The organism is Lysobacter enzymogenes (genome assembly GCF_900106525.1).
GTDB lineage: Bacteria > Pseudomonadota > Gammaproteobacteria > Xanthomonadales > Xanthomonadaceae > Lysobacter > Lysobacter enzymogenes.
In genome coordinates this window covers 82,647-109,159 of the sequence record NZ_FNOG01000013.1, presented here as the reverse complement: position 1 = coordinate 109,159, position 26,513 = coordinate 82,647, and the positions used below count along the sequence as shown (strand labels likewise).

Genomic DNA, 26,513 nt, shown 5'->3' with positions numbered 1-26,513 from the left:
TGTTTTCGAATCAAGAGCCACTAAGGTTCGGTGCGTTCGCAGGGATGCGCCACACAGGCCATCCATGGCCTGGGTGGCGCACGGCGCGCGTCCTGCGCGCCGCCCTCCGGGTCTCTCATTGCCTGTGGCGAGTTCGTGGCGGCGGGGGGAGCGAAGAGCAACGGCCACGGCAACGGCCATACGCATTCCGGCTTTCGCCGGAATGATGATCTCGGGGGTTCGTATCCGACTGTAGGAGCGGCGCAAGCCGCGACCGCGCCAATGCACCTGCGGCGAATCTCTGGAGGTTGCCGGCTTCGGATGCTCGGCGGCGTTGCATCGCCGCGGTCATCCCACACCGCTCACTCCGCCGCCGGCGGCTCCCTCGGCGGAAACCGCAGCACCACCCCGGACTGCACATCGCGCGAATCCGGCCGGTTCCACAACACCGGTACCTGGCGCGGGCTCGGCGGTTCCAGTTCGTCGTTGAGCGGGACCAGTTCGGCGTCCTCTTCGTCTTCCCAGCTGTAGCGCTTGCGCGGCGGCAGCGGGTCGCTGCGGCGGAACAGGAAGGCGGCGGCCACGCCGGCCACCGCGCCGCCCAGGTGGGCCTGCCAGGAGACCCCGGCTTCGCGCGGCAGTACGGTCAGGAGCATGCCGCCGTAGAGCAGGAAGGCGATCATCGCCGCGGCGATCGAGGAGCGGTCGCGGCGCAGCAGGCCCAGGGTCATGACCAGGAACATCAGGCCATGAGTCAGGCCGCTGGCGCCCAGATGATGGCTCCCCGGCTCGCCCAGCAGCCACGCCCCCAGCCCCGAGCCCACCCAGGCCAGCGGCAGCGCGCGCAGCGTCGCCTTGGGGTAGACCGCGCCGGCCAGGGTGCCCAGCAGCAGCAACGAGGTCGCGTTGGCGGCCAGATGCTCGATCGAGCCATGCAGCAGCGGCGCGGTGAGCAGGCCGAGCAGGCCCTCGGCCGAGCCGGGCTGGACCGTGAACGGGCGGATGTCGAAGCTGCTCTGGGCGGCGAACACCGCCGCCAGCAGCAGCACGAAGGCCAGGCTGGCGTTGAGGGCCCGGACCAGCCGCGCGCGGTCGGCCTTGCGCTGCGCCGGGGTGTCGGGGATCGGGGCGTCGGTAGGCAGGTGCATGGGAACCAGATTGGCACCGGCCGCGGCCAAAACAAGCCGGCCGCGATGGGCTTCTTTGTCCCGTCGGCGGGACTGGGCCGGGGTTGGCAGTCCGGGCTCGGGCGCCGGGCCCGGTAGAATGGCGCGATGACTACCGAACTCCCCACCGTACGCCTCAAGAACGCCTGGAAATCCACCCACCCCTGGATCTTCCAGCGCCTGGTCGACAAGCCGGCCCAGCGCCCCAAGCCGGGCAGCATCGTCGAGGTGATCGGCGTGGACGGCGTGTGGATCGGCCGCGGCTTCTACAACGGCCATTCGCGCATCGCCCTGCGCATGCTCGAGAACGATCCCGACGTGGCGGTCGACGCCGACTGGTTCGCGCGCAAGATCGCCGCCGCCGTGTCGCTGCGCCGCGACGTGCTCAAGCTCGACCAGATCAGCGACGCCTGGCGCGTGGTGCACAGCGAAGGCGACGGCATCAGCGGGCTGGTGGTCGACCGCTACGGCGACCTGCTCGTGGTCGAGTACTTCAGCGCCGGCGCATTCCGCCACCGCGAGTGGATCTACGACGCGCTGCGCGCGCAGTTCCCCGGCTGCCGCTTCTACGCCTTCGCCGACGAGCACGTGCAGAAGCAGGAGAGCTTCGATTTCCGCGGCACCGAAGCGGTGCCGCCGGCGATCATCACCGAATACGGCATCAAGTTCCGCGCCGACCCGGCCGGCGCGCACAAGACCGGTTTCTTCGCCGACCAGCGCGAAAACCGCGAATGGCTGTCGCAGCAGGTCGCCGGCAAGCGCGTGCTCGACCTGTGCTGCAACACCGGCGGTTTCGGCGTCTACGCCAAGGTGCGCGGCGCCGAGGAAGTGATCGGCGTGGACATCGACGCCGACGTGATCAACATCGCCAAGGGCAACGCCAAGCTCAACGGCGCGCACGTGAAATTCGTCCAGGCCGACATCTTTCCGTACCTGCGCGACATGGGCAACGCCGGCGAGCGCTTCGACGTGGTCATCCTCGACCCGGCCAAGATGACCCGCGACCGCGAGCAGGTGATCCCGGCGCTGAAGAAATACTTGGACATGAACAAGCTGGCGCTCAGCGTGGTCAAGCCCGGCGGCCTGTTCGCGACCTTCTCGTGCACCGGCCTGGTCAGCGAGGACCAGTTCCTCGACATGCTGCGCCGCGCCGCGTTCTACGCCGGCCGCACCGTGCAGGTGCTGCGCGTGTCCGGCGCCGGCGCCGACCACCCGTGGCTGGCGCAGGTGCCGGAATCGCGGTATCTGAAGGCGGTGTTCTGTCGGGTGTTGGACTGAGCGTTCGCGGCGGGCCGGAACCCGGTTCGCCGCGGACTATCGATGGATGTCGAACATATTGCCGAAGCGGACTTCAGCGTCGGTCCGCTTTCCGGCGCCGCCGCGCACCACGCCCTTGATCTTCCATTTGGGCGTCTGGATGCCCCGCACATTCTGCAGATTGGGATTTTTCGCGACGCCGGCCTGGATCAGGAAGTCTTCGATCTGCGCGATGTAGGTGCCGTTGGTCTTGCCCTTGCTGCGCGGATGCACGACGAAAAACATCACCGGCTTGCCGCGCGCGTACTCGCTGAAGCCATTGTGATATTTGTGCTTGTTGGCGTCGTTGAACGTTTCCTGCTTGAACGTCTTGGTCGCCTTGCCTACGTACAACGGTTGCGGGCTGCCCTGGTTTTGAATCGCGAATACGTAGCAGCCGCGCTCGTGCGCCAGATGGCCGGCTTCCGAGCCGTCCTTCCAGAAGTCGGAGAAGACCAGGGTTCTCCCGCCTTTGCGCCGTTCGAACGGTACTGCGAACGGGCCTTCCACTTTGAAAGAAGTCGATCCTGACATGTGCTCCCCCTGTTGCCGGGGAGAATAGCCAAACTTTTGCGGGGAAAGCCAATGGCAGCCGGGAATGCTGACGCTCAGTCCCGCCACCACAGAATCGCCGGCGGATCCTCCGGCCGCGCTTGCTCCAGCCGCTGCAGTGCGTCCACATCGAGCCCCGGCAGGCGCGCGCTGAGCGCGCGCGCTACGTCGGCGTAGCCGGGCCAGTCGGTGCGCAGTTCCAGGCGTTCGCCGCTGGCGGTGCCCAGTTCGAGATAGATCAGGCGGCGCTCGGGGGCGTCGATGGCGTAGCCGTCGATGCCGTCGATGTCGCGCCAGCGGATGCCGTGCACGCGGCCGGCGCCGTCGTCGCGCCAGACGCCGCGCGGGTCGGCGTACAGTCGGGGGTCTCGCGGGTCCATGGGCGGGCCTCCTCGCACGCAACGGGCTGCGCCGCCCGACGGCTGCGGCCAAGATTGGCACAGCCGTGGCCGCCAGTGCCGTTCCGTATGGAACAGGGAATGCCTATCTTGCGCAAAATGTGTGACCGATCGCGCAGTAGTCGCGCCGCCGCCGCCGGTCGCAGGGCCTGAGACTCACCCGTTTAGACTGGCCCTAGACTAGGCACCCGCACGTGCCTGCACGCCGCGCCGCCGCGCGGCGCCCGGGCATGGACGGCCCGCCTCCCCCGCTTCGCAGCCTTGGTCCCGAGTCCCGGATGTCCCCAGCCCTTGTCGTCGCCGTCGTTCTCGTCGCTGCCCTGGCCTCCGCCGCGCTGGCCTGGCTGCTGGCCCGCGCCGGCGCCGCGCGCGCGCAGGAGGCCGCCCGGGCCGAGTTCGGCGCCCAGCTCGCCGCCGCCCAGGCCGAGCGCGCCCAGCTGAGCGAGCGCTGCGCGCGCATTCCCGAACTGCAGGCGCGGCTCGACGAGCTCGACGCCCAGCGCAACCAGCTGGTGCGCGACAGCGGCCTGCTGCGCGAGGCCATCGGCCGCAGCAGCGCCGAACTCGACAAGGAACAGCAGGCTCTGCAGCGCCTGCGTCTGGAGTTCGAACAGCTCGAACGCGAGCGCGACGCCATCGCCGGCGATCTCAACCGGCGCACGGTCGAACTCGGCCGCACCGCGACCCAGCTGGACGCCGAACGCAACCAGGCGCAGGAGAAGATCGCCCAACTGCGCGAGGTGCGCGACGAACTCAGCGCGCAGTTCCGCAACCTCGCCAACGAGATCCTGGAAGAGAAGAGCCGGCGCTTCACCGAGCAAAACCGCAGCCACCTGGGCCAACTGCTCGATCCGTTGCAGCAGAAGCTGGCCGAGTTCCAGACCCGGGTCGAAACCGTCTACGACAACGAAACCCGCGACCGCACCGCGCTGGGCGAGCAGGTGCGCCAGCTGATGACGCTCAACCAGTCGCTCAGCGAGGACGCCAAGAACCTCACCACCGCGCTGAAGGGCTCGAACAAGGCCCAGGGCGCGTGGGGCGAACTGGTGCTGGAGCGGGTGCTGGAGTCCGCCGGCCTGCGCCGCGGCGAGGAATACGACGTGCAGGAAAGCCACGGCACCGAGGACGGCGAGCGCCGCCCGGACGTGACCCTGCACCTGCCCGAAGACCGGCACATGATCGTCGACGCGAAGATGTCGCTGGTCGCCTACGAGCAGTACGTCAGCGCCGAGGACGAAGACACCCGCGCGCGCGCGCTCAAGCGCCACATCGAGTCGATGCGCCAGCACATGCGCGGCCTGTCGGAGAAGCGCTACGAGGAGCTGTACGGCTTGCGCTCGCTGGATTTCGTGCTGATGTTCGTGCCGATCGAACCGGCGTTCATGCTGGCCGTGGCCAACGACCGCGGCTTGTTCATGGAAGGCTGGGACCGCAACGTGCTGATGGTGAGCCCGTCCACGCTGCTGTTCGTGGTGCGCACGATCAAGCACCTGTGGCGGCAGGAAGCGCAGAGCCGCAACGCGCAGGAGATCGCCAAGCGCGGCGCGTTGCTGTACGACAAGCTGGCCGCGTTCGTGGCCGACCTGGACAAGGCCGCGAGCCAGCTCGACGGCGCCAACAAGACCCTGGAGGCCGCGCGCGACAAGCTCGGCCGCGGAAAAGGCAACGCGATCCGCCAGGCCGAAATGCTGCGCGAGCTGGGCGTCAAGCCGAACAAGGCGATGCCGGCCAAGCTGGTGGAATCGGCGCTGGATGAGGACGAGCGCGAAGGCGAAGCGGCGTCCGCCCCGCTGGCCTTGCCGCCGGTCGACGACGACGCGCAGGCGCTGGAACCCGACGGCCCGCGGCCGATCGAGGGCGCGGCAGGCTTGCCGGATCCGGACGAAGCGAAGTAACCCGCTCGCGGCGTGGTCGCGTTCCTCCCTGTAGGAGCGACGCGAGTCGCGACCGCGACACTCGCTTGCGACGCAAGCTGGCCACCCCGCGGTCGCGGCTTGCGCCGCTCCTACAGGGGCAAACCGAAGCAACGCGGCGGGCGTGAAACGAAACGGCCTGCGCGGCTCAACGTATCGAAGACGCGACGGGATTGTCGGAGCAGGATGAAGCGCGTTGCCCCGCTCGCGGCGCGGTCGCGTTTCTCCCTGTAGGAGCGACGCGAGTCGCGACCGCGACACTCGCTTGCGACGCAAGCTGGCCACCCCGCGGTCGCGGCTCGCGCCGCTCCTACAGGGGGAAACCGAAGCAACGCGGCGATCTGAAAACAAAACGGCCCGGATTCGCATCCGGGCCGTTCGCGTTTCGAAGGCTTGCGTAGATCAGCGCACGCCGGCGCCGTCGGTCGGCATCACCGGCATGGCGTTGGCCGGCACGCTGGGGTTGCTGTCGTCCTGCAGGTAGTCCGGCAGCTGGGTCTCGCCGTTCTTCTCCAGGCGGTCGCCGAAGATCTGGTAATCGCGGCGCTGCATCCACGAATCGCGCACCAGCGCGTATTCGTCCTCGGCGCCTTCGCGCAGGTTGTCCAGCGGCAGCAGCTGGGCGCGGATGTCGACCAGTTGCAGGCCCTGCAGGCCGATGCGGATGCGGTCGCGTTCGATCCGGCGCAGCGGGCTCAGCGGGGCGTCGCCGACCGCGCCGAAGGCGTCGCGCACGGTGCGCGGGCCGAAGAACGGCAGTTCGAAGTAACGCGAGCGCTTCCAGCCCCACACGCCCAGGGTCTGGCCGAAGTCTTCGCTGCGGTTGGGCAGCTTGGCCGCGGTGGCCGGGTCGAAGATGCCGCCGATGCCCAGCGTGGTGTTGAGCGCGAACCGGCCCAGCGACTGCGCCGCCTGCTTGGGCTTGCCCTGCAGCAACGCGTTGACCATCGACACCGGCTGGCCGAGGTTGTTGAAGAAGTTGCTGACGCCCAGGCGCAGCGGCCGCGGCACCACCTTGGTGTAGGCGCGCGCCAGCGGCTTGGCCACGCTGCGGTCGACCGCGTTGTTGAAGCGATGCATCTTGCGGTTGTACTTCTCCCACGGGTCGTAGCCGCCGGGCACGTTGGCCGGCGCCGGCAGGGTGGGATCGGCGACCGGGTTGTATTCCTGCTGCGGGTTGCCGTACAGCGCATCGAAGTCGCGTTCGGCGTCGGTGCGCGGGTCGGCGCTCGCGGCGGCCGGTTCGGCCGGCGGCGCGGTCGCGCCGGCGGTCGGGTCGACCTGGGCGACGGCGTAGTCCAGCGACGGCGCGTCGTGCGGCGCTTGCGCGCCATCGGCAGCGACGGCATCGGCGCCGGCATGCGCATCGGCGGCACCGGCTTTGGCCAGCGCGCGCGCCGAGTCGGTCTGCACCGGCGCGTCGGCATCGGCGGCGGGCGCCGCGCTCGCTTGCGCGGCGGCGGCCAGCGTGGCCGGATCGATCATCAGCGCGGACGGGTCGCCCGGCAGGGCCGGCGCGGCGTCGTTCGCCAGGGCCGGGACGGTGTGCGCGGCCAAGGCCAAAGCCAGCGCGAGAGGGAGTGCGTGGGGGCGCATGGTTGCAGTCTAGTCTTCCGGGACAGCGGTGGGGGCGGCCAGGCCACGTCCGTGGGCGTCGGCGACCGCAACAATGGGGGAGGGGCGACAGCGATCCGGCGGCGCGGTCCTCAGCGTCCGAAGCCGAGCGACTCGTCCAGGCGGTAGGCCGCGCGCAGCTCGGCCAGCCCGGTCGGCTCGCCGACCACGGCCACGCCCGGCGCCTGCGCGGCCAGTTCGGCCAACAGCGCCAGGCCGGCGCTGTCGACCGAAGCCACCTGGGTCAGATCGAAACGGCGCGCGCCGGCCGCCAGCGGCCGCGCCTGCGGCCACAACGCCGCCGCGGCGGCGCGGTCGAGCGTGCCGGCGAAAGCCAGCGTCTCGCCGTCGCGGCGCACGCTGGCCGTCGCGTCCGCCGGGCGCGCCGTCGGGCTCACTGGTTGCCGCTCGCCTGCGCCTGCAGCTTGCCGGCCTTGATGTCGGCGGCGACCTGGGCGATCGACTTCTGGCTCAGCGGCGTGTCGAACTGGTTGCGGAAGGTCTGCACGAAGCTGACGCCTTCCACCATCACGTCGAACACCTTCCACTGGTTGCCGCTCTTGCGCAGCAGGTAGTCCACCGGCACCGGCTCGCCGCCCTGGCGCAGGAACTCGCTCGACACCTTGACGATGGCGCCGCCGCGCAGCGGGGTTTCGGACTTGATCCGCACCTGCAGGCGGGTGTTGAAGTCGAGCAGGGCCGAACCGTAGCGCTGCATCAGGCTGCTGGTCAGCGCGTCGGCGAAGTTGGCCACGTCGGCGTCGGCCGCGCCGCGGCCGTGGGTGCCCAGGACCAGGCGCGCGGCGTAGTCGCGGTCGAACAGCTGGTTGAACTCGGTGGTGACGAACTGGCTCAGCGCGGCGCGGTTCTTGCTGAACTCGGCGCGGCGCGATTCCAGGGTCGACAGGATGCGGGTGGTGTTGGTCAGCACCATCGCGCTGGGCGTGCCGGCGGCCGGCGCCGTGCCCGCCGCGGCGGTGGCCTGGGCCAGGGCCAGGGACGGCACGCCGGCGAGCAGGGCGCAGGCGAGGAGGGAGGCGGTCAGGATGCGCTTCATGGCTTGCTCTCGCTGGAGGGGGCGGTGGGTTCGCCCTTGAGGTAATCGGGGGTGCCGGCGTCGGCGGGCTTGGCGGCGTCGCCGCCGCTGGCGTTGCCACCGCCTTGTGCGCCACCGCCGCTGAACATGTACTTGCCGACCAACTGGATCAGGTCGATGGCCGGCTGGGTCAGGTAGATCTCGTCGCCCGGCTTGAGGTCGTCCGGGTCGCCGCCCGGGGTCAGGCCGATATAGCTTTCGCCGAGCAGGCCGCTGGTGAAGATGCCGGCCGAGGTATCGGCCGAGAGCTTGTTGTAGCGCTTGTCGATGGACAGGGTGACCACCGAGGCGTAGCTCTTCGGATCCAGCGAAATGTCGGCGACCTGGCCGACGTTGACGCCGCCGATCTTCACCGGCGCGTTCGGGCGCAGCGCGCCGATGCTGGTGAACTTGGCGGTGACCTCGTAATTGTCGCGGCCGAAGCCGAACTTGCCGTTGGTGGAGGCGATCGCCAACACCAGCAGCGAGGCCAGGGCGAGCAGCAGGAACGCGCCGACGGCGAATTCGATGCGGGGACTGCGGACGGACATGGGCACCACCTTGGGGATAAAGCCCGCGCGGTTCAACGCGGCTGGGGAAACGGTTTGTCTGTTATCGCGACAGCGAACTGCGGAAAGCCCCTCTCCCGCGAGCGGGAGAGGGGTTGGGGTGAGGGGCGCGCAGCGCGCGGCTCCGATCACCTTGCTCGCCCTCATCCGCCCTTCGGGCACCTTCTCCCGCAAGCGGGAGAAGGGGAAATCGTTACTTGAACAGGAACGCCGACATCACGAAGTTGAACATCAGCACCAGCAACGAAGCGTTGACCACCGCCTGCGTGGTCGCCACCGAGGTGCCCTCGATGGTCGGCTCGGCGTGGTAGCCCACATAAGCCGCCACCAGCGCCGCGGTGCCGCCGAACACGGCCGACTTCACGAACGCCATGAGGAAGTCGTCGAAGAAATCCACGCTGTCCTTGAGCACCTGCCAGAAGATCCCGGGCTCCAGGCCGATCACGTGCACCGACTCGAAATAGCTCGCGCTGATCGCCAGGCTGCAGAAGAAGCCGGTCAGCAACGGCACGCACAGCACCGCCGCCCAGAACCGCGGCGCCACCGCCTTGCCGACCGGGTCGATCGCCATCAGGCCCAGCGCGGTGATCTGGTCGGTCGCGCGCATCAGCCCCAGCTCGGCGGCGATCGAGCTGCCGGCGCGGCCGATGAACAGCAGCGCGGTCAGCACCGGGCCGAGCTCGCGGTACAGGCCCAGGCCGAGCATGGCGCTGACCTGGTTGGCCGCGCCGTAGGTGTCGAGCGCGCGGTAGCCCAGCAGGGTCACCGACAAGCCCACGAACGCGCCGCCAACGGCGATGATCGGCAGCGAACGCGCGCCGATCTTGTAGATCTCGCGGATCAGCTCGCGGAAAAAGTCGGCCGTGGGCTTGGACGCGCGCAGCACCGACAGCGAGAACAGGCCGGCGCGGCCCAGCGAGCGGACGACATCGAACAACGCCATTACGCGGCCTCCGAAGTGCGCGGGGCGGCGTCGAAGCCGATCGGGCCGTCGGGCTCGCCGCGCAGGAACTGGCGCACCAAGGGGTCGTCGCTGTGCTCCAGCTCGGCCGGGGTGCCGGAGAAGACGATGCCGCCGTTGGCGATGACGATGGCGTGGTCGGCCACCGGCAGGGTTTCGTGGACGTGGTGGGTGACCACGATGCTGGTCAGGCCGAGAGTGTCGTTGAGCCGGCGCACCAGGCTCATGACCACGCCCGAGGCGATCGGGTCCAGGCCGGTCAGCGGTTCGTCGTAGATCATCAGCGGCGGGTCCAGCGCCAGCGCGCGCGCCAGCGCCACGCGCCGGGCCATGCCGCCGGAGAGTTCGCGCGGGTAGGCGTCGGCGGCCGCGCTCAGGCCCACGGCGTGCAGCTTCATCAGCACCAGCCGGCGGATCAGCGGGTTCGGCAGCTTGGTGTGGGCGCGCAGCGGCAGGGCCACGTTCTCGGCCGCGGTCAGGTCGGTCAGCAGGCCGTTGCCTTGCAACAACACGCCGATACCCTTGCGCAGCTCCAGCAGTTCGCGCTGGTTCTGCGGCACCGGCTGGCCGAACACTTCGACCGTGCCCGAGGCCGGCGCCAGCTCGCCGGTCAGCGCCGACAGCAGGGTCGACTTGCCGCTGCCGGACGGGCCGAGCACGGCGACGATGCTGCCGCGCGGCACGCTCAGGTTGATCCCACGCAGCACGCTGCGGCCGCCGCGATCCAGGCGCAGGTCGGTCAGGCGGACGATGGGCGTCGAAGTCGTCGTCATGCGGGGGCGGCTATCCGGTGAGAGCGAGCTGGCCAGCAAGCAGGCAGGTGGGGGGCTGCAAAACGGCGCAGCTTGGCCCAGCCAGCCTGAACGGGGATGGAGCGTGGGACATTGTCGCAGCTTAGCCGGCCGCGGGCGCCGCTGCCGGCGTGCCGCTTGTTTGACCGGATCCTGAGTGGGCCGAATCCTCGCCGGCCGCGCGGCGCGACCTTGATGATTGGAGCCTTCGCCGATTAAAACGGTTTTAAGCGCCGGCGCCGCCACCACGAGAGCAACGCATCGTCGCGCACAGGCCGCAGCTCAGCCTAAGCCCTCGCCCATGCGCGCTGGGTAACAGCGCGTAACCCGCGCCGCGCGCAAACGCCCGATGCGCTGCGCGCGCGCAGCGCCAGCGTGCGGCAAGATGGCGCCCTATGCCCGCGCGTCCCGATTTCCGTCTCTACCATTCCAATGCGCTGGACGTGCTGGCCGGACTGCTCGCGCAGGAACTGCGCACGCCGGCGCCGGGGCAGCCGTTGCTGGCGCCGGACACCATCTTGATCCCGCAGGTGGCGATGCGGCGCTGGCTGCAGGCGACCCTGGCGCAGGCGCACGGCATCGCCGCCAACCTGGAATTCCTGACCCCGGGCGAATTCGTCCAGCGCGCGCTGGCGGCCAACGTGGCCGGCGGCGAGGACGATCTCGACGCCGCCGCGCTGCGCTGGCGGCTGTACGCGCAACTGGCGCAACCGGCGCAGTTGCGCGAGCCGGCGCTGGCGCCGCTGCGCGCCTACCTCGGCGGCGACGACCCGCTCAAGGCCTGGTCGCTGTCGGGCGAACTGGCCGGCCTGTTCGAGAAATATCAGGCCTGGCGCCGCGACTGGCTGCTGGCCTGGGACGCCGGGCACGAACGCCACGACCCGCAGGCCGCGCTGTGGCGCAAGGTCGCCGGCGGCCGCCGCTACCGCGCGCGCCGCATCGACGAGTACCTGCACCGGTTCGGCGGGGACGCCGGCGGCGACGGCGAACGCGACGACGCGCCGCGCGGCCTGCCGCCGCGCCTGTTCGCCTTCGCCACCCTCAACATCTCGCCCGACGTGCTGCGGGTGATCGCCACCCAGGCGCGCGCCGGCACCCTGCATTTCTATCTGCCCACGCCCACGCGCAAGTACTGGGGCGACCTGGGCACCCTGGCCGAGCGCCTGCGCCAGGGCGAAACGGCCGCGTTCGGCGAAGACGACAACCCGCTGCTGCAGGCCTGGGGCGCGGCCGGCCGCGATTTCATGGCGGTGCTGGGCGGTTACGAAGTGGTGCATCCCTCCGGCGAGATCGCCGCTTACGCCGACCCGGAAGAAAGCCGCTTCGACGACCCCGCGCGCGACAGCCTGCTGCAACGCCTGCAACGCGACCTGCTGCACCGGCGCGCGCTGCCGGCGCAGCCGTGGCGCGCCGAGCTCGACCGCTTCGACGCCAGCGTGCAGGTCCACGCCTGCCACACCCGTCTGCGCGAAGTGCAGGTGCTGCACGACCAATTGCAGGGCCTGCTCGATCCGCAGTCCGAACAGGGCCGCCGCTTCGACCCGCCGCTGCAACCGCGCGACATCGCGGTGCTCGCGCCCGACATCGATCCCTACGCGCCGCACATCGCCGCGGTGTTCGGCGGCCTCGCCGGGCGGCCGGGCTTCATCCCGTATGCGCTGGCCGACGTCAGCCCGCTCGCCGCCGAGCCGCTGGCCGAAGTGTTCCTGCGCCTGCTGGCGCTGCCGGTGTCGCGCTTCGGGCTGAGCGAAATCCTCGACCTGCTGGCGACGCCGGCGATCGCCGAACAGGCTGGCCTCGACGGCGACGGCCTGGAGCGCCTGCGCGTGTGGCTCAGCGAAGCCGGCGCGCGCTGGGGCATCGACGCGGCCCATCGCGGCCGCCACGACGCGCCCGGCGACGACGCCTACACCTGGGCGTTCGCGCTCGACCGCCTGCTGATCGGCCACGCCGCCGGCGACAGCGACGACGACGAGGGCGGCCACATGGTCGCCGGCGTCGCGCCGTACGCCGAACTCGAAGGCGCCGCGCTCGACGCGCTGGATGCGCTGATCCGTTTGCTGCGCGTGCTGGCGCGGTTCGAGCGCGGCCTCGCCGCCGAATTGACGCCGGCGCAGTGGTCCGAGCGCCTGCTCGGCCTGCTGCGCGCATTGCTGCCCGAGCGCCCGCGCGACAGCGGCGACCAGCGCACGCTCGAACGCCTGCGTAGCCTGGTGGAGAGTTTCGCCGGCGACGCCGCGGCGGCCGGCTTCGACGGCGCGGTCGCGCCGGAAGTGGTGCGTTCGCATTTCCGCGCCGCGCTGGCCGAGGCCGACACGCGCGCGCCGCTGCTGACCGGCGGGGTCAGCTTCGGCCGCATGGTGCCGATGCGGCTGATTCCGTTCCGGGTCATCTGCCTGCTCGGCATGAACGACGGCGATTATCCGCGCCGCGATCCGTCCGGCGGCCTCAACCGCCTCGCCGCCGAACTCGGCACCGGCGCGCGCCGCCACGGCGACCGCTCGCTGCGCGACGACGACCGCTTCTTGTTCCTGCAATTGTTCGGCGCCGCTTCCGACGCGTTCTATCTGAGTTACCTCGGCGCCGACCCGCGCGACGGCAGCCAGCGTGAACCTTCGCCGCTGGTGTCGGAGCTGCTCGATGCGGTCGCGCGCTACCACGCCGACCCGGCCCGGGTGCGCGCGCAGTTCGTCGTGCGCCAGCCCTTGCAGCCGTTCGCGCCGGCCGCGTTCGGCGGCGACGGCGCCGACGCCGCGGAGCCGCGCCGTTTCAGCTATCGCAGCGAATGGCGGCCGGCGGCGGACGCCGGCGCCGGCCGCCGCAGCGAGCTGGGCCCGTGGCTCGACGATCCGTTGCCGCCGCTGGAAGGCGACGGCGACGAGCGCGATCTGAATTACCAGGACCTGCGCAGCTTCCTGCGCGATCCGCCGACCGCGTTCCTGCGCCAGCGCCTGGGCCTGCGTCTGCCCGAGGAGATCGACAGCGCCGAAGACGTCGAGCCGCTGGTGCTGCCGGGCCGCGGTCTGTTCCGCCAACAACTGCAGCGCGCGGTGTTCGACGATCTGCTCGCCGGCGACGGCGCGGTCGATCGCGAGCGCTTGCAGGCTTCGTTGCGCGCGCGCGCGCTGCTGCCGTCGGGGCCGTTGGGGCGACGCCAGCTCGATGCCTTGCTGAGCCAGGTGCGGCCTTACGCCGATGCGTTCGCGCGCTGGCGCGGCGGCGCGGCGCAGACGCTGCCGTTCGAACTGGAAGTCGATGGCACCCGTTTGCTCGGGCGACTCGACGAGTTGTATCCCAGTGGGCTGGCGCGATTGCGCTTCGATACGCTGCATGGACCGGCGCAAATCGCCCACGGCCTGGATTGGTTGGTGTTGTCGGCGCTCGGCGACGCGCGCCCGCTGGCGCAGTTCGCCCAAGCCAGCGACGGCCCCGGCCCGCACCTGCGCGCCGCATTGCCGCCGCCGCGAGCGCGCGCCGCGCTGGCCGCGCTGCTGCGCCTGCGCGACTACGGCCTGCGCATGCCGCTGCCGTTCCTGCCGCGCGCCGGCTGGCTGTGGTACGAGGCGGCGATGCAGGACAAGGACGGTTGGGCCAAGGCCGAAGCGCAATGGCACGGCGGCCCGCGCCATTGGGGCGAAGGCGGCCAGCCCGGCGTGCGCCTGGCGCTGCGCGGGCGCGATCCGTTCGCCGACGCGGAACTCGGCGAGCAATTCCGCGGCATCGCCCGGCTGGTGTTCGATGCGGTCGTGCTCGGCCGCGATGAGGACGCCGCATGAGCGCCGCGCACGATCCGGTTTCGAGCGACGCGACGGCGAGGGATCCCTTCCTGGACCTGCCGCTCGACGGCCTGCGCCTGATCGAGGCCAGCGCCGGCACCGGCAAGACCTACACCCTGGCGACCTTGGTCGCGCGCTTGGTGATCGAACGCGGCCTCGGCGTGAGCCGCATCCTCGCGGTGACCTTCACCGACGCGGCCACCCAGGAATTGCGCGAACGCCTGCGCCGGCGCCTGCTGCTGGCCGCGCGCATCGCCGCGGACGATCCCTCGCTGGACGAGGCCGACGACGATGCCGAGCGCGCGCTGACCCGCACGCTGGTGCGCGCGCAAGCCGCGATCGAAGGCGAGGCGGCGCTGCGCGCGCGGCTGCAGCGCGCCACGCGCGAGATCGACCTGGCCGCGGTGGTCACCATCCACGGCTTCTGCGCGCGGGTGCTGGCCGAGCACGCGCTGGAAACCGGCCAGCCGTTCGCCGCGCCCGAACTGATCGGCAGCGAGCGCGAGCTGCACGACGAAATCGCGGTCGACCTGTGGCGCGCGTTCGGCGACAACGCCGGCGACGCCGAACTGCTGGCGCTGCAATGGCCGGGCGGCCCCGCCGCGCTGGCGGCCGACCTCGGCGCGCTGCTGCGCACACCGCTGTTGCTGCCGGCCGCACCGGCCGTAAGCGACGACCCGCTGGCCGAACTCGACCGCGCCGGCGCTGCGCTGCGCGACGCCTTCGCCGCATACGCCGACGACGCCTTCGCCGCATTGGCCGCGGCCATCGCCGGCAAGGCGCTCAACGGCAACAGCTACCGCGCCAACCTGCCCGACGAACTGCGCGCGCAGTTGCAGGCCTGGTGCGCGAACGGCGACTGGTCGCAACCGCTGGACGAGCGCGCGGCCAAGCTCGCGCCGGCCGCGCTCGCGTCCAAGGCCAACAAGGGCAAGGAAGCGCAGCTGCCGGCCTCGCCCTTGTTCGATGCGGTGGCGCGCTTTCTCGAGGTCGCGCAGCAGCGCGAGCAATGGCTGGCGGGGCAGCGGCTGGCCTTGGCCCATCGCATCCGCACGGCGGCGGCGCAGCGCTTGGCCGAACTCAAGCGGGTGCGCCGCGTGCAGAGCTTCGACGACCTGATCGCCGACGTCGCGAACGCGCTGGAAGGCCCGCACGGCGAGGCCTTGGCGCGGCGTTTGCGCGAGCAGTACGCGGTGGCCCTGGTCGACGAGTTCCAGGACACCGATCCGCGCCAGTGGGCGATCTTCCGCCGCGTGTTCGGCGAGGCGGCGGTGGACGGCGATGGGTCACAACCCACCGGCTTGTTCCTGATCGGCGATCCCAAGCAGGCGATCTACGGCTTCCGCGGCGGCGACGTGCACACCTATCTGGCCGCCGCCGCGCAGGCGCAGGCAGCGCCGCCGCTGGACCACAACTTCCGCTCGCGCCCCTCGCTGCTGCGCGCGATCGCCGCGCTGTACGCGCAGGCCGGCGCGGCCGCGTTCGTCGATCCGCGCATCCGTTTCCGCGAAGTCGAAGCCGGCGGCGCGGTCGCCGACGACGACTTGCAGCGCGACGGCGCCACTGCGCCGGCCTTGCTGCTGCGCGCGTTGCCGCCGCCGGCCGACGGCCGCAAGAAAGCCGAATGGAGTTCGCCCGAATCGCGCGATCTGGCCGCGCGCGCCTGCGTCGCCGCGATCCACGGCTGGCTCGCCGACGCGCGCGCCGGGCGGGCGACGATCCAGGGCCGGCCGCTGCGTCCGGCCGACATCGCCGTGCTGGTACGCAGCCACGACGAAGCCGCGCAGATCCAGCACGCGCTCGGCGCCGCCGGCATCCCCGCGGTGGCCGCCGGCCGCCGCAGCCTGTTCGCGACCGACCAGGCGATGGAGGTGCTGACCCTGTTCGACGCGCTGCTGCATCCGGGCGACAGCGGCCGCCTGCGCGCGGCGCTGGCGACGGTGCTGGTCGGCCTGGGCGGCGCGCAGGTCGCGCGGCTGGCCGCCGACGAGGCCGAGCAGGCGCGCTGGCAAGCGCAGGCGCTGCACTGGCGCGAGCGCTGGCAGCGCCACGGCCCGCTCGCGCTGCTGGCCGAACTGTGCGCGCAACAGGCGCCGCGGCTGCTGGCGCTGAGCGACGGCGAGCGCCGCCTGACCAACTTGCTGCAACTGGCCGAAACCCTGCAGGAAGCCGACCGCCGCGCGCTCGGCCTGCACGGCCTGCGCGACTGGCTGCGCCTGCGCATCGCCGAGGCCGACGACGGCGACGAGAAGCAGCAGCTGCGGCTGGAATCGGACGCGCACCGGGTGCAGATCCTGACCCTGCACAAGAGCAAGGGCCTCGAGTTCGGCCTGGTGTTCCTGCCGTTCGTGGCGCTCGGCCGCGAGCCGCGCGCGGGCCGCTGGTGCGAGTATCCCGATCCCGAACACGGCCGGGTGCTGCAATTGCAGAGCGAAGCGTTCGACCCGAACGCGCCGGACTGGGACGCGGCGCGCGAACGCGCCGCGCTGGAAACCCGCGCCGAGGACGCGCGCCTGCTCTACGTCGGCCTGACCCGCGCGCGCCACGCGCTGTGGATCGCGACCGGGCCGCTGTACCACGCGGCCTTGTCGCCGCTGCAACCGATGCTGGCCGACCTCGATGGCTTGGCGCGCGCGCCCGGCGTCGCCATCGATGCCAGCGCGGTCGGCCCGCCGCCCGCGCCGTTGCCGCCGGTCGCCGACGGCGCGGTGCCGCCGGCGCGCGAAGCGCGCAGCCGCGCCGCGCGCGACTGGTGGGTGTACAGCTTCACCCAGCTCACCAACGAAGACGCCGGCTTCGACCCGGCCGCGCAGGACGAGGGCGGCGCGCAGGACGAGCCGCAGACCCAGGTCGAGGCCGCATCGGCGGCGCCGCTGCCGGGCGATGCGCGTTTCGGCGGCAGCCGCTTCGGCAACGTCGTGCACACCGCGCTGGAGCGGGTGGACTTCGGCGCCTGGCGCGAGTGGCGCGAAGGCGATCCGCCGCCGCCGGGCGAGGACGAGGCGCTGGCGTCGGCGATGCGCAGCGAAGGTTATGCCGAGGCCGACATCGACGACGGCATCGAACTGCTGTCCTCGCTGGTCGGCCGCACCCTGGTCGCGCCGCTGCCCGAGGGCGCGCGCCTGTGCGAGCTGGCCGAGCGCGAGCGCCGCAGCGAGATGGAATTCCATTTCGCCCTCGACGCCGCGCCGGTGGACGCGCTGCTGGCGGCGCTGCACGCGCACGGTCAGGTGCGCGAGCGGCGTACGTTCGGTTCGCGCCGACGCCTGGAAGGCCTGATGACCGGCAAGATCGATCTGGTCTACGCCTACCAAGGCCGCTATTACGTGCTCGACTACAAGACCAACCGCCTGCCCGGCTTCGACGCCGCGCAGGTCGAACGGGCGATGGCCGAAAGCGAATACGACCTGCAAGCGCTGATCTACACCGTCGCCCTGCACCGCTGGCTGCGCTTCCGCCTCGGCGAGGCGTACGACTACGAACGCGATTTCGGCGGCGTGCGCTATCTGTTCTGCCGCGGCCTGGACGCGGCCGATCCCGGCGCCGGCGTGCATGCGGCCAAGCCGCCGCTGGCATTGATCGAGGCGATGGACGCGGCGTTCGCCGGAGGCCCGCGATGAGCCTGCTCGACGCCCTGTTCCGCGACGGCTCGCTGCGCACGGTCGACCACGCCCTGGCCCAAGCGCTGCGCCGGCTCGACCGCGACACGCCCGACCCGGTGCTGGCCGCGGCCGCGTTGGCCTCGCAGGCGATCGCGCGCGGCCACGCCGCGTTCGATCCGCGCCGGCCGCAGTTGCTCAGCGAAGCGGCGGTCGAATGGCCCGAGCCGGAGGCGTGGCTGGGGATGCTGGCGCAATCGCGCTGGGTCGCGGTGCCGGCCGCCGATGCGGCGTCCGATGCGGCCGCGCCGTTGGTGCTCGAACGCGGCTTGTTGTATCTGCGCCGCTATCGCGAGTACGAACGCCGCCTCGCCGCCGGCTTGCGCCGTCTGCAGGCGTTCGCGCCGCCGCCGGCCGACCTGGACGCGCTGGCGCCGCTGTTCGCGCAGTTGTTCCCGCACGCGCGCGACGACGACCGTCAAGCGCGCGCCGCCGCGCTGGCGCTGCTGCAATCGCTGCTGCTCGCCACTGGCGGCCCCGGCACCGGCAAGACCACCACCATCGCCCGCTTGCTGGTCTTGCTGATCGCGCAGGCGCGCCTGGACGGCGTGGCGCCGCCGCGCATCGCCCTGGCCGCGCCGACCGGCCGCGCTGCCGAGCGCATGGCCGAAAGCCTGCGCCTTGCGGCCGAGCGCTTGCGCGAGCTGCCGGGCGTGGATGCGGAACTGCTCGCCGCGTTGCCGCAACAGGCCGGCACGCTGCACCGCCTGCTCGGCGTGGTGCCCGACCGTCCGCGTTTCCGCCACGACGCGCGCAATCCGCTGGCCTTCGACGTGGTCGTCGTCGACGAAGCCTCGATGGTCGATCTGCCGCTGATGTGCAAGCTGGTCGAAGCCGTGCCCGACGGCGCGCGCTTGATCCTGCTCGGCGACCGCGATCAGCTGCCGTCGGTGGAAGCCGGCGACGTGCTCGCCGCGATCGTCGATGCCGCCGGCGACGACGACGGCCTGCCCGCCGCGCAAGCCCGCGCGCTGCGCCCGCTGCTCGGCGACGCGGTGCCGGCGTTGGCCGCGCCGAGCGCGCTGGCCGCCAGCCGCGTCCACCTGCGCCGCGGCTATCGCCAGGCCGAGAGCCTGCAACTGGCGCCGCTGGCCGAAGCCGTGCGCAGCGGCGACGCCGACACCGCGCTGGCGCTGCTGCGCAGCGGCGAACTGCGCGGCGTGCACTTCCACGAGGACGTGCACGACCCGCTCGCCGGCAGCGGCCGCGAACGCCTGCTGCCGGCGTGGCGCGCCATCGGCGAAGCCGACGATCCCGAACAAGCGCTGGCCCTGGCCGCGCGCCTGCGCCTGCTGACCGCGCTGCGCGACGGCGGCCAGGGCGCGGCGCCGCTCAACGCACGCATCGAGGAAGCCCTGGCCGGCGCGCACCGCTCCGCCTACTTCCACGGCCGCCTGCTGTTGATCACCGAGAACAGCTATCGCCACGGCCTGTTCAACGGCGACATCGGCGTCTGCCTGCGCGCGCGCGCCGCCGACGGCCGCGAAGACCTCGCCGCCGGCACCGTCGCCTGGTTCGCCGGCGGCGCTCAGGGCGTGCGCGCGTTCCATCCCTCCGCCCTGCCCGCGCACAGCGGCGCCTTCGCCATGACCGTGCACAAATCGCAGGGCTCGGAGTTCGAACGGGTGTGGCTGCAACTGCCGCGCCAGGACGCGCGCCACCTCTCGCGCGAACTGGTCTACACCGGCCTGACCCGCGCGCGCAGCGAGCTGCATCTGGCCGCGAGCGAAGCGGTGCTGCGCACGGCGCTGTCGCGGCACGCGGCGCGGGTGTCGGGGTTGGCTTGGCGGTTGGCCGGGCAAACATAGAACACAGGCGGTTCAGCGATGGACATCGTTCGCTCGCCACACAACTACCTCGCGGCGGCGCTTGATGCGTTGCCTCGGCGAGCGTCGTTTTCTTGTCTCTGCGCGGAACGGACCGTCATTCGTAACTGATGTACGCACGCCTGTTGCGCGCCCTGCCCTCTTCGGTGGTGTTGTCTCCGATTGCCTGCTCCGCGCCGAATCCCTTAGGTCCGGACAGTCTCGATCGGGGGATGCCATGGCTGAAAAGCCAATTCGCGAGGAATTTCGCGCGGCGCAGCGACAGCTCGCGGCACGCATCTCCCGAACATTCGGCGGAATCGGTGAAGCCTGCGGTTCCCAGGGCGATATTGGCCGGGGCGGTCTTCAGCAGCTCCAGATCGCTCTCCAGCGCTTTCACGTCGACAGGCGACTGCAGGGCCTCGATGGTGGGCGCCTCGCCGGCGCGAGGTCGACCCGCCTTGAACGTGACGCCGATAAAGTCGGCCGGATCGGAAAAGACGATCCGGTCCTCGCCGTCTCGCCCGGACTCGGGCACGCGATCGCTCGCGCAAGCGCATGCTGCCATGACTGTACCCGCGATCAGGAGCGACACACGATATCGATTAGCCATCACCGACAACTCCCTTCGTTCGATCCGCGACATGAGAACTCTACCGACCATTGCGCGCGCGAGTTCACCGTGCTTTCGTCGATTCCGTCGCCAGAGTTCCAAGGCGCCCAGATGTTGTTTCCGTTCTGCAGATAGCCGGTGGCCTTCTGATAATAGCCTTCGGCCCGGTAACCATGTTGCTCGCGCTCGAATCGGTCGGATCGCGAGGCAGGGAAACCGTCGTCTTTGATCCGGGCGCCATGATCGCCCTCGTGCAGAATCCTCATCGCCAAACCGTTCGAAAGTCCCGAAGCGTTGGCAGGATCGCGACTACCGATTTTGGCCAGATCGAAAACGACATCGCCCTTGCCCTGCCTATCGGTGCTGATGTTCGCGTAGTCTCCCGCAAGCTTCGAGAAGGAAATCCTAACATCGCTGTTGCCCTTCTCCCCATAGAAGTTGACGGCTTTTGAGAGGGCGGCCCTCTGGTCGGTCGACAGTTTCGGATTGACCGCGGCTTTGGTCGCCGCTTCGATCGCCGAATCGAACTGTTTGCAGTTTTCCATGCTTCCTGAGCAGACGTAACGCCCATCCGGATCGATGAACCGGTATGGATTGTTGTTCGCATACCAGAACCGGTTGAAGTTCGTGCCGGGCTTCGAGTACGCAGTCACCGGATCCGTACTCAGGAAGCGTCCTATTTCGGCATCGTAGTAGCGTTGCTGCATGTAGTTCAGGCCGGTGGCAGCGTCGCTTACATGGCCGGTGTAGCCGGGGGCGTCGGCGAGCGGCCGGTTGATCAGGCGTCCATAAGGCTCGTACTCGCTGCGTTCCACGATGTTCTGGTTTGCATCGGTCACTGCGGTCGGCGAGCCCAGCGCGTCTGTATGGATGTATTCCACGACTGTGGCCGCTCTTGCTGGAGCGGCCGCATCGAGAGCGAAGATGAGGATCAGGTTCGACAGGCTCTTGTGCATGGCTCGCTCCTCAATCCATCGGCACGGTGCGGCGGGTCGCGGGATACGCCGGCGCCGACCAGGCGGAGCAACCACCCGATCCGCAAGCGCGCACGTTGTAGTTGTAGGCGCAGTACTGGCCGCTGGAGGTGGATCGGATATCGTTGGATGTGCCGCGATAGAGCAACGCGCCGGTATCGGCGTTTTGCAGTTCGTAGGCGGTAGTCTTCGCCGAGGTCGACCAGCGCACGGTGCAGGTGCTCACTGAAGGCTTGCCGCGCATTGTGTTGATCAGCCAGTCGGCCATGTTGATGGCCGGCGTGGCCGGCGGCCGGTCTACGGTGATGAAGCGCGCGTCGGCATAGGGGCCGCAGCCGGCCGCGTTGCAGCCGCGCGCGCGGTAGCCGTAACGGCCGTCGTCGCGGTTCCACACGGTGACGCCGGTTGCGGTGTCCTGGTACACCCCGGTCCAGGCCGCGCCCTCGCGGCTTTCGTCCATTTGGTAGTAGGTGGCCGTCGCTACGCTGGTCCAGCCGACCCAGAAGGTGCCGGTGTTGGTGACGGCATCCAGGCTGATGGCCGGCGCGGCGGTGGGCGGGCCGATGACCTGCACGCTGGCCTCGGCCGAGGTTGCGCCGCAGCCGGCCTGGTTGCAGGCCCGCACGCGATACGCATACGTGCCGGTGCTGCCGCCGACGATGGTGCGGCCGGTCGCGGCCGCGTCCTGGATCAGCGCCCAGCCGCCGCCGAGCGCGTTTTGCTCGAGCTCGTAGCGGGTCGCGCCGCCAATCGCGTTCCAGCTGAGATTGAAGCTGCCGGCGTCGCTTTGCGCCGGCGCGGTCAGCGTCGGCGCCGAACCCGGCGGGTACAGCACGTACACCATGCTCGCCGCCGAGGTCGGGCCGCAGCCGGCCGGGTTGCAGGCCTTCACCCGGTACGCGAAATAACCGTAGGGCTTCGCCGTGAACGATTGGCTCAGGCCGGCGCCGGTGTAGACGGTGGTCCAGGCGCCGTTGTTGAAGCTTTCCTCCAGCACGTAGTCGGTGGCGCCGCCGGTCGCGCTCCAGCTCACCGTGTATTGGCCGTTGAGCGCGGTCGCCGGTGCGTTCAAGGCCGGAGCGGCGCTTGGGGCGCGCTGCACCTGCACGATCGCTTCGGCGCTCCATGCGCCGCAGCCGGTGGCGTTGCAGGCGCGCACCCGGTAGCCGTAGCTGCCGTTGGCGTTGCCGCTGACGCTGTGGCTGCGCTGGCTGCCGCTGTACAGGTTCTGCCAGGCGCCGGTGCCGGCACGCTGCTGCAACTCATAGCTGCCGGCGGCGGTGGTGGCGTTCCATTCCACGGTGTAGCTGGGCTGCGAGACGTAGCTCGGCGCTTTCAGCACCGGCACGTCCGGGGCGATCGCGGTGGTCGCCTTCGCCACCGGGCTGCCGTTGAGGCTGAAGTACGCGATGTCCTTCTCTTTGCGGTAGTCGCGCTGGTAGCGCAGCACACCGTCCAGTCCGTACATCGAGACGATGCGGCCAAGCGTGGGGCTGGTGGACAGCACGCGCCGGCCGTGGCCGTCGTAGCGATAGAACTCGGTGTCGCCCACCCCGCGCAAGCGGTTGCCCAGATCGAAATCGAACGCCTGGCCGTTCTTGTTCTGCAGGTTGCCCTGCAGGTCGTAGCCCAGGCCGATCACGCCCTCGCCCGCCGCGTTCTTGACCAGCTCCAGTTGGTTGGCGCCGTTGTACTGATAGACGTGCTGGCGGCCCGCAACGGTAGCGGTGCCGCCGATGGCGACGCTGCGCAGGTTGTCGAGCGCGTCGTAGCTGTAGGCCGCGTGGCCGAACATCGAAGCGGCGGTGGCGGTAAGCCGGTCCAGGCCGTCGTAGCTCATGCTGCGGTTGCCGGGCGCGCCGGCGCGACCGTCGCTGATCGCGGCGACGTTGCCGTTGGCGTCGTAGTCGTAGCTGTCGTCGAGCACGACAGCCGCGCCGGCGTCGCGGCTGCGTTCGGCTAGGCCGCGCGCGTTCTGCGTCAGGGTATGGACGATGCCGTTGCCGTAGACGAAGCGGGCCATGCCGCCGTTGGCGAAGTAGCTCACGTCGCTGGCGTAGGCTCCGACTCGGCGCGGCTGGCCCAGGCCGTTGCTGTCGTAGGCGACCTGCTGGCCGTCGGGGTAGGTATGCGAGGCGACTTGGCCTTCGTTGGTGTAGCCCACGCCGAAGGCCCAGTCGATGGCGTCGAAACTGAGCTGCTCGCGGGTCAGCAGGCGGCGCTTGTTGTACTCGTAGCGGTTGGCGACCGCGCCGCTGCCGTCGCCGTTGAGGGTCACGATCTGCCTGGGCAGGCCGTCGGGCCAGTACTCCCAGCTTTGGTTGCCGCGGCCGTCGGGGAAGCCCAGGGTCTTGATCCGGTTGCGCGCGTCGTAGCCGCGCTGGACCGCGCGGCCCGATGCCAGGGCTTCGGCGGCATTGCATTGGTCGCTGGCCGGCAAGGCCAGGCCGGCCGCAGTCCAGGCGATGTTGTTGGCGGCGTCGTAGCCGACCGCAGTCGCGCCGGTCTCGGGTTCGACGGTCTTGCACAGCCGGTGCTGGCCGTCATAGACGTAGCTGCGGGTGACCTGGGTGGCGCCGTCCGCGCTGCTGCGGCGGATCGCGGTGACCGCGCCGAAGATATCCCGCCAAATATTGGTGCGCGCGCCTTCGGGGTGGACCATGGCGATCGGAGCCTCGGTGCTGGGCTCGTCGAAAGTCTGATAGGCGACGACGGTCTGGAACTGACGCGGATTGGTGGTCAGGGTCTGGAAGCCGGCCAGGTACTCCGTGCGTGTGGCCAGGCGCCCGAGTTCGCTGTCCTGCTGCACCAACGACACGCGTCCGAGCGGTTCGTAGTCGGTGTAGGTGCCTTTCAGCGGCGTGGTGAATACGTTGCCGAAGGCCTCGGCGTAGCCGACCGGATAGCTGGAGAAGACCGTCCGGCCTTTGTCGTCGTAACGCCGCACGCTGGCGCGCAAAGTACCGGGGATGTCGGCGCAGTCCCATTCGTGGGTCAGCACCGGACGCCAGAAGCCGTCCAGGAATACGTTCTTGCAGGCGCGGCCGCCGACCACGGTGGTCTGCATCCAGTGACCCGGCGGCAGACCGTATTCGTCGACGTCGCGGCGGCTGAAGCTGATCTGGGTCGAACTCCAAGCGTTGCTGTCGCCCGCCGGCGGCGTGACGGTCTGCAGCCGTCCCATCGGGTCGTAGGCGTAGCTGGTGGCATAGCCGTTCTCGTCGGTGACCGAGCTGAGCCAGCCGTTGTCGTCGACCACGGCCGAATCGGCGGATCGGTCGGCGTATTGGATCGACTGCGGAACGCCGCGTTTCCAGTTGCCCAACGAGGTGACGTTGCCGCGGCCGTCGGTGACGGTGGCCAGGGTGCCGTCGGGGTTGTAGCCGTAGCTTTCGACCAGGCGGCCGAAGGCATAGCGCTGCGACGGCCGCGCCAGCGCGTCGTAGCCGGTCTGCGCGGCGACCCAGCCTGTGTTGGCGTTGGTTTCCTTGTTGACCTGGCCCAATACCCACAGCGCCAGGTCGTCGTGGTACTCGGTCGCGTCGGTGCGGCTGCCGTCGTTGGCCGACCCGGAAGACCATTTGGTCACGTTGGTCGGCCGGACCAGGGCGTCGAAGGCGTTGACGCTGCGGTTGAAGCTGGCGCCGTCCTGCTGGGTGACGACGTTCTTCAGCGGCCGGTTCGAGTTGGGCAGGCGGTCGGCGAATTCGTCGCCGCTGGAGCCCATCCATTCGGGAAACGGCATGCCCGCTGCTTCGGCATTGTCGACGTAAGCATTGTTGACCACGCGATAGGTCAGGCCGTTCTTGCGCGTTTCCACCTTGAACAGCTGACCTTCGTTGATGTCGCGGTCGCGACCGAAGGTGTGGATATTCTGGGTGCCGTCGGGCTCGGTCACGGTGACCGTCTTGTAGTTCGGCGCCGGTGGCGCGTACTTGGCGTTCCAGCCCGGGCCGATGTCCCAGCGCGATTCGTCCTGGGTTTCGTAGCCTTCGCCCAGACCGTCGTAGGCGTAGTTGTAGGTCTTCTCGGCGACGCCGGGCGCGCTGATGCGTTTTTCGACCAACGACCAGGTGTCGTGGAAGGTGGAGAAGCGGTTGCGTTCGCTGCGCTGCTCGTCCATGCCGGTTTCGCACCAGAACGGTACGTTGGTGCGGCCGTGGCGCATGCCTTTGAACACGTAAAGCGCGGTCGCTCCGGAGGGGTGGGTGATGCGGATGCGCGAGGTGGTGTCCTTGATGATCGCGCCCGGGGAGCACGGCAGGTTTTTCTTCAGGTAGGTCTGGTTGGTTTCGGGATTAAGCAGGTACTCGGCGACGTCCAGGCGGAAGGCGTTGAAGGTGGCGGGTCCTTCGAACTTCCACTCGGTGCCGTCGGGGTTGGTGACGTTGCCGCCGTACCCGCCCAACTGGGAGAAAGACCAGGTGCGGCCGTTGGCGGTGGCCGAGAGGATCTGGCTCCGCAGGTGGCCAGGAAACATGCCCGGCGAGGGTTCGGAATAGGTCATGACGATCTCGCGCCCGTCGTTGGCGTAGATGCGCTTGGGATGGTCGTACTCCCAGTCGTACTTGACCCAGTTGCCGAAGCGGTCCTCGATCTTGGTGACGTAAAGCTGCAGCTTGTAGCGCCCCAGGATGGCGTTGGGGACGTTGTAGCCCCAGGGGTGGGTGATCGAGGAATAGCGCCGGTAGGCCAACCAGTCGAAGGTATATTTGGTGCCGTTCGGGGCGTAGCCGACCAAGCCTTTGCCTGGACCGTTCTGCACCGAGGGCAGCTCGGAGAAGTACCAGCCGTCCTTGGTCGCGAAGGTATAGGTCACGGAGTTGTTCGGCTTCACCCGCTTGGGATCGGCGGTGATCCTGAGCAGATCGCCGCCGCCGCCGCCGTCGAGAGAGAGCCGGTTTCCGCTCCAGAACATCGAGCGTTCGAAGGTGACGTAGCCGTTGTTTACGGAGCCGGGAATGGCTACCCAACCGGCGGTCTCCGACGTCTTGCTGTGGTGGACCGCGGCCACGTACGGAATGTCGAGATCCCACGGGGCGCTCAACTGGCCCTGGGTGATGTCGTGCGGGTCGTAGACGATGCCCAGCCGGACCGGCAGCGCACTGTTGCCGGGTAGGGAAATCAACTCGTGGTTGAAGCGGACGGTGCCGTTGAACAGATTGACCTTGTCGCCGAAGGCTTCGTCGCTGAGTGGCGAGATGTTCTCGGTCGCGCGCACGCGTTTGGCGTACTCGTTGGGCCAGTCGGTGTGCTGCGCGCGCGCCGGACTCAGTGCGAACGCCGAGGCCAGGAACAACGCCCACGCCAAGCCGAATCGCAACACTTGGCAGCGAAGAAAGCGCTCATTCATCGAATTCATAGGATCGTCC

17 protein-coding genes are annotated in these 26,513 nt (G+C 70.0%); 5 read left to right on the top strand and 12 right to left on the bottom strand.

Translation table 11 applies throughout. The annotated features are described in order from the left end of the window. Positions 1-341: 341 nt before the first annotated feature. Positions 342-1,127, bottom strand: coding sequence for a rhomboid family intramembrane serine protease (locus BLU84_RS24135; RefSeq protein ID WP_074873301.1), 786 nt, complete (start codon positions 1,125-1,127; stop codon positions 342-344). Positions 1,128-1,253: 126 nt separating this feature from the next. Between BLU84_RS24135 and BLU84_RS24130 the strand changes: the two genes are divergently transcribed. Continuing rightward, a complete protein-coding gene (locus BLU84_RS24130; protein WP_074873271.1) occupies positions 1,254-2,423 on the top strand; it encodes a class I SAM-dependent rRNA methyltransferase in 1,170 nt (389 codons plus the stop codon). 36 nt (positions 2,424-2,459) lie between these two features. On the opposite strand, the gene BLU84_RS24125 is transcribed toward BLU84_RS24130, so the two are convergent. Both BLU84_RS24125 and BLU84_RS24120 read right to left on the bottom strand, forming a co-directional pair. Then, complete coding sequence (locus tag BLU84_RS24125) at positions 2,460-2,975, bottom strand: hypothetical protein (RefSeq protein WP_139175224.1); 516 nt, start codon at positions 2,973-2,975, stop codon at positions 2,460-2,462. Between the two features lie 74 nt (positions 2,976-3,049). Then, positions 3,050-3,373 carry a hypothetical protein gene (locus tag BLU84_RS24120; RefSeq protein WP_074873266.1) on the bottom strand — a complete coding sequence of 108 codons (324 nt, stop codon included), beginning with the start codon at positions 3,371-3,373 and terminating at the stop codon, positions 3,050-3,052. A gap of 296 nt (positions 3,374-3,669) precedes the next feature. Between BLU84_RS24120 and BLU84_RS24115 the strand changes: the two genes are divergently transcribed. Further along, positions 3,670-5,286, top strand: a complete 1,617-nt coding sequence (locus BLU84_RS24115) for a DNA recombination protein RmuC (protein ID WP_074873262.1) — start codon at positions 3,670-3,672, stop codon at positions 5,284-5,286. Positions 5,287-5,706: 420 nt separating this feature from the next. Here BLU84_RS24115 and BLU84_RS24110 read toward each other — a convergent pair whose 3' ends face one another. The 6 genes from BLU84_RS24110 to BLU84_RS24085 form a co-directional block, all read right to left on the bottom strand. Then, on the bottom strand, positions 5,707-6,789 hold the full coding sequence (locus tag BLU84_RS24110; protein WP_083383078.1) for an MlaA family lipoprotein: 1,083 nt from the start codon (positions 6,787-6,789) through the stop codon (positions 5,707-5,709). A gap of 221 nt (positions 6,790-7,010) precedes the next feature. Continuing rightward, positions 7,011-7,316, bottom strand: a complete 306-nt coding sequence (locus BLU84_RS24105) for an STAS domain-containing protein (RefSeq protein ID WP_139175223.1) — start codon at positions 7,314-7,316, stop codon at positions 7,011-7,013. After that, the gene (locus tag BLU84_RS24100; protein ID WP_074873259.1) at positions 7,313-7,975 is read right to left on the bottom strand and encodes an MlaC/ttg2D family ABC transporter substrate-binding protein; all 663 of its coding nucleotides are present in this window, start codon (positions 7,973-7,975) and stop codon (positions 7,313-7,315) included. The genes BLU84_RS24105 and BLU84_RS24100 overlap by 4 nt, the downstream gene beginning before the upstream one ends. Further along, entirely contained in the window at positions 7,972-8,544 is a 573-nt protein-coding gene (gene mlaD, locus BLU84_RS24095) for an outer membrane lipid asymmetry maintenance protein MlaD (RefSeq protein WP_074873256.1), read from the bottom strand. The genes BLU84_RS24100 and mlaD overlap by 4 nt, the downstream gene beginning before the upstream one ends. 211 nt (positions 8,545-8,755) lie before the next feature. After that, positions 8,756-9,505, bottom strand: a complete 750-nt coding sequence (locus BLU84_RS24090) for an MlaE family lipid ABC transporter permease subunit (protein ID WP_074873252.1) — start codon at positions 9,503-9,505, stop codon at positions 8,756-8,758. Beyond that, positions 9,505-10,296 (bottom strand): ABC transporter ATP-binding protein, encoded by a 792-nt coding sequence (locus tag BLU84_RS24085; RefSeq protein WP_074873249.1) that lies wholly within the window; start codon positions 10,294-10,296, stop codon positions 9,505-9,507. The genes BLU84_RS24090 and BLU84_RS24085 overlap by 1 nt, the downstream gene beginning before the upstream one ends. 413 nt (positions 10,297-10,709) lie before the next feature. On the opposite strand from BLU84_RS24085, the gene recC reads away from it, so the two are divergent. From recC to recD, 3 genes are read left to right on the top strand one after another with little or no spacing between them, the layout of a single operon-like run. After that, positions 10,710-14,090 (top strand): exodeoxyribonuclease V subunit gamma, encoded by a 3,381-nt coding sequence (gene recC / locus BLU84_RS24080; RefSeq protein WP_074873246.1) that lies wholly within the window; start codon positions 10,710-10,712, stop codon positions 14,088-14,090. After that, complete coding sequence (recB, locus tag BLU84_RS24075; protein WP_074873244.1) at positions 14,087-17,710, top strand: exodeoxyribonuclease V subunit beta; 3,624 nt, start codon at positions 14,087-14,089, stop codon at positions 17,708-17,710. Before recC ends, recB begins: the two co-directional genes overlap by 4 nt. After that, a complete protein-coding gene (gene recD / locus BLU84_RS24070; protein WP_074873241.1) occupies positions 17,707-19,557 on the top strand; it encodes an exodeoxyribonuclease V subunit alpha in 1,851 nt (616 codons plus the stop codon). Before recB ends, recD begins: the two co-directional genes overlap by 4 nt. Before the next feature lie 115 nt (positions 19,558-19,672). Here recD and BLU84_RS24065 read toward each other — a convergent pair whose 3' ends face one another. Genes BLU84_RS24065 through BLU84_RS24055 form a run of 3 tightly spaced genes read right to left on the bottom strand, consistent with a single transcriptional unit; the run spans position 19,673 to position 26,503 of the window. Continuing rightward, positions 19,673-20,149, bottom strand: a complete 477-nt coding sequence (locus BLU84_RS24065; RefSeq protein WP_170849242.1) for an OmpA family protein — start codon at positions 20,147-20,149, stop codon at positions 19,673-19,675. Between the two features lie 17 nt (positions 20,150-20,166). Further along, positions 20,167-21,123, bottom strand: a complete 957-nt coding sequence (locus tag BLU84_RS24060) for an RHS repeat domain-containing protein (RefSeq protein WP_074873236.1) — start codon at positions 21,121-21,123, stop codon at positions 20,167-20,169. A 10-nt stretch (positions 21,124-21,133) separates the two neighbouring features. Next, positions 21,134-26,503 carry a hypothetical protein gene (locus BLU84_RS24055; RefSeq protein WP_139175222.1) on the bottom strand — a complete coding sequence of 1,790 codons (5,370 nt, stop codon included), beginning with the start codon at positions 26,501-26,503 and terminating at the stop codon, positions 21,134-21,136. Between the last annotated feature and the right edge of the window lie 10 nt (positions 26,504-26,513).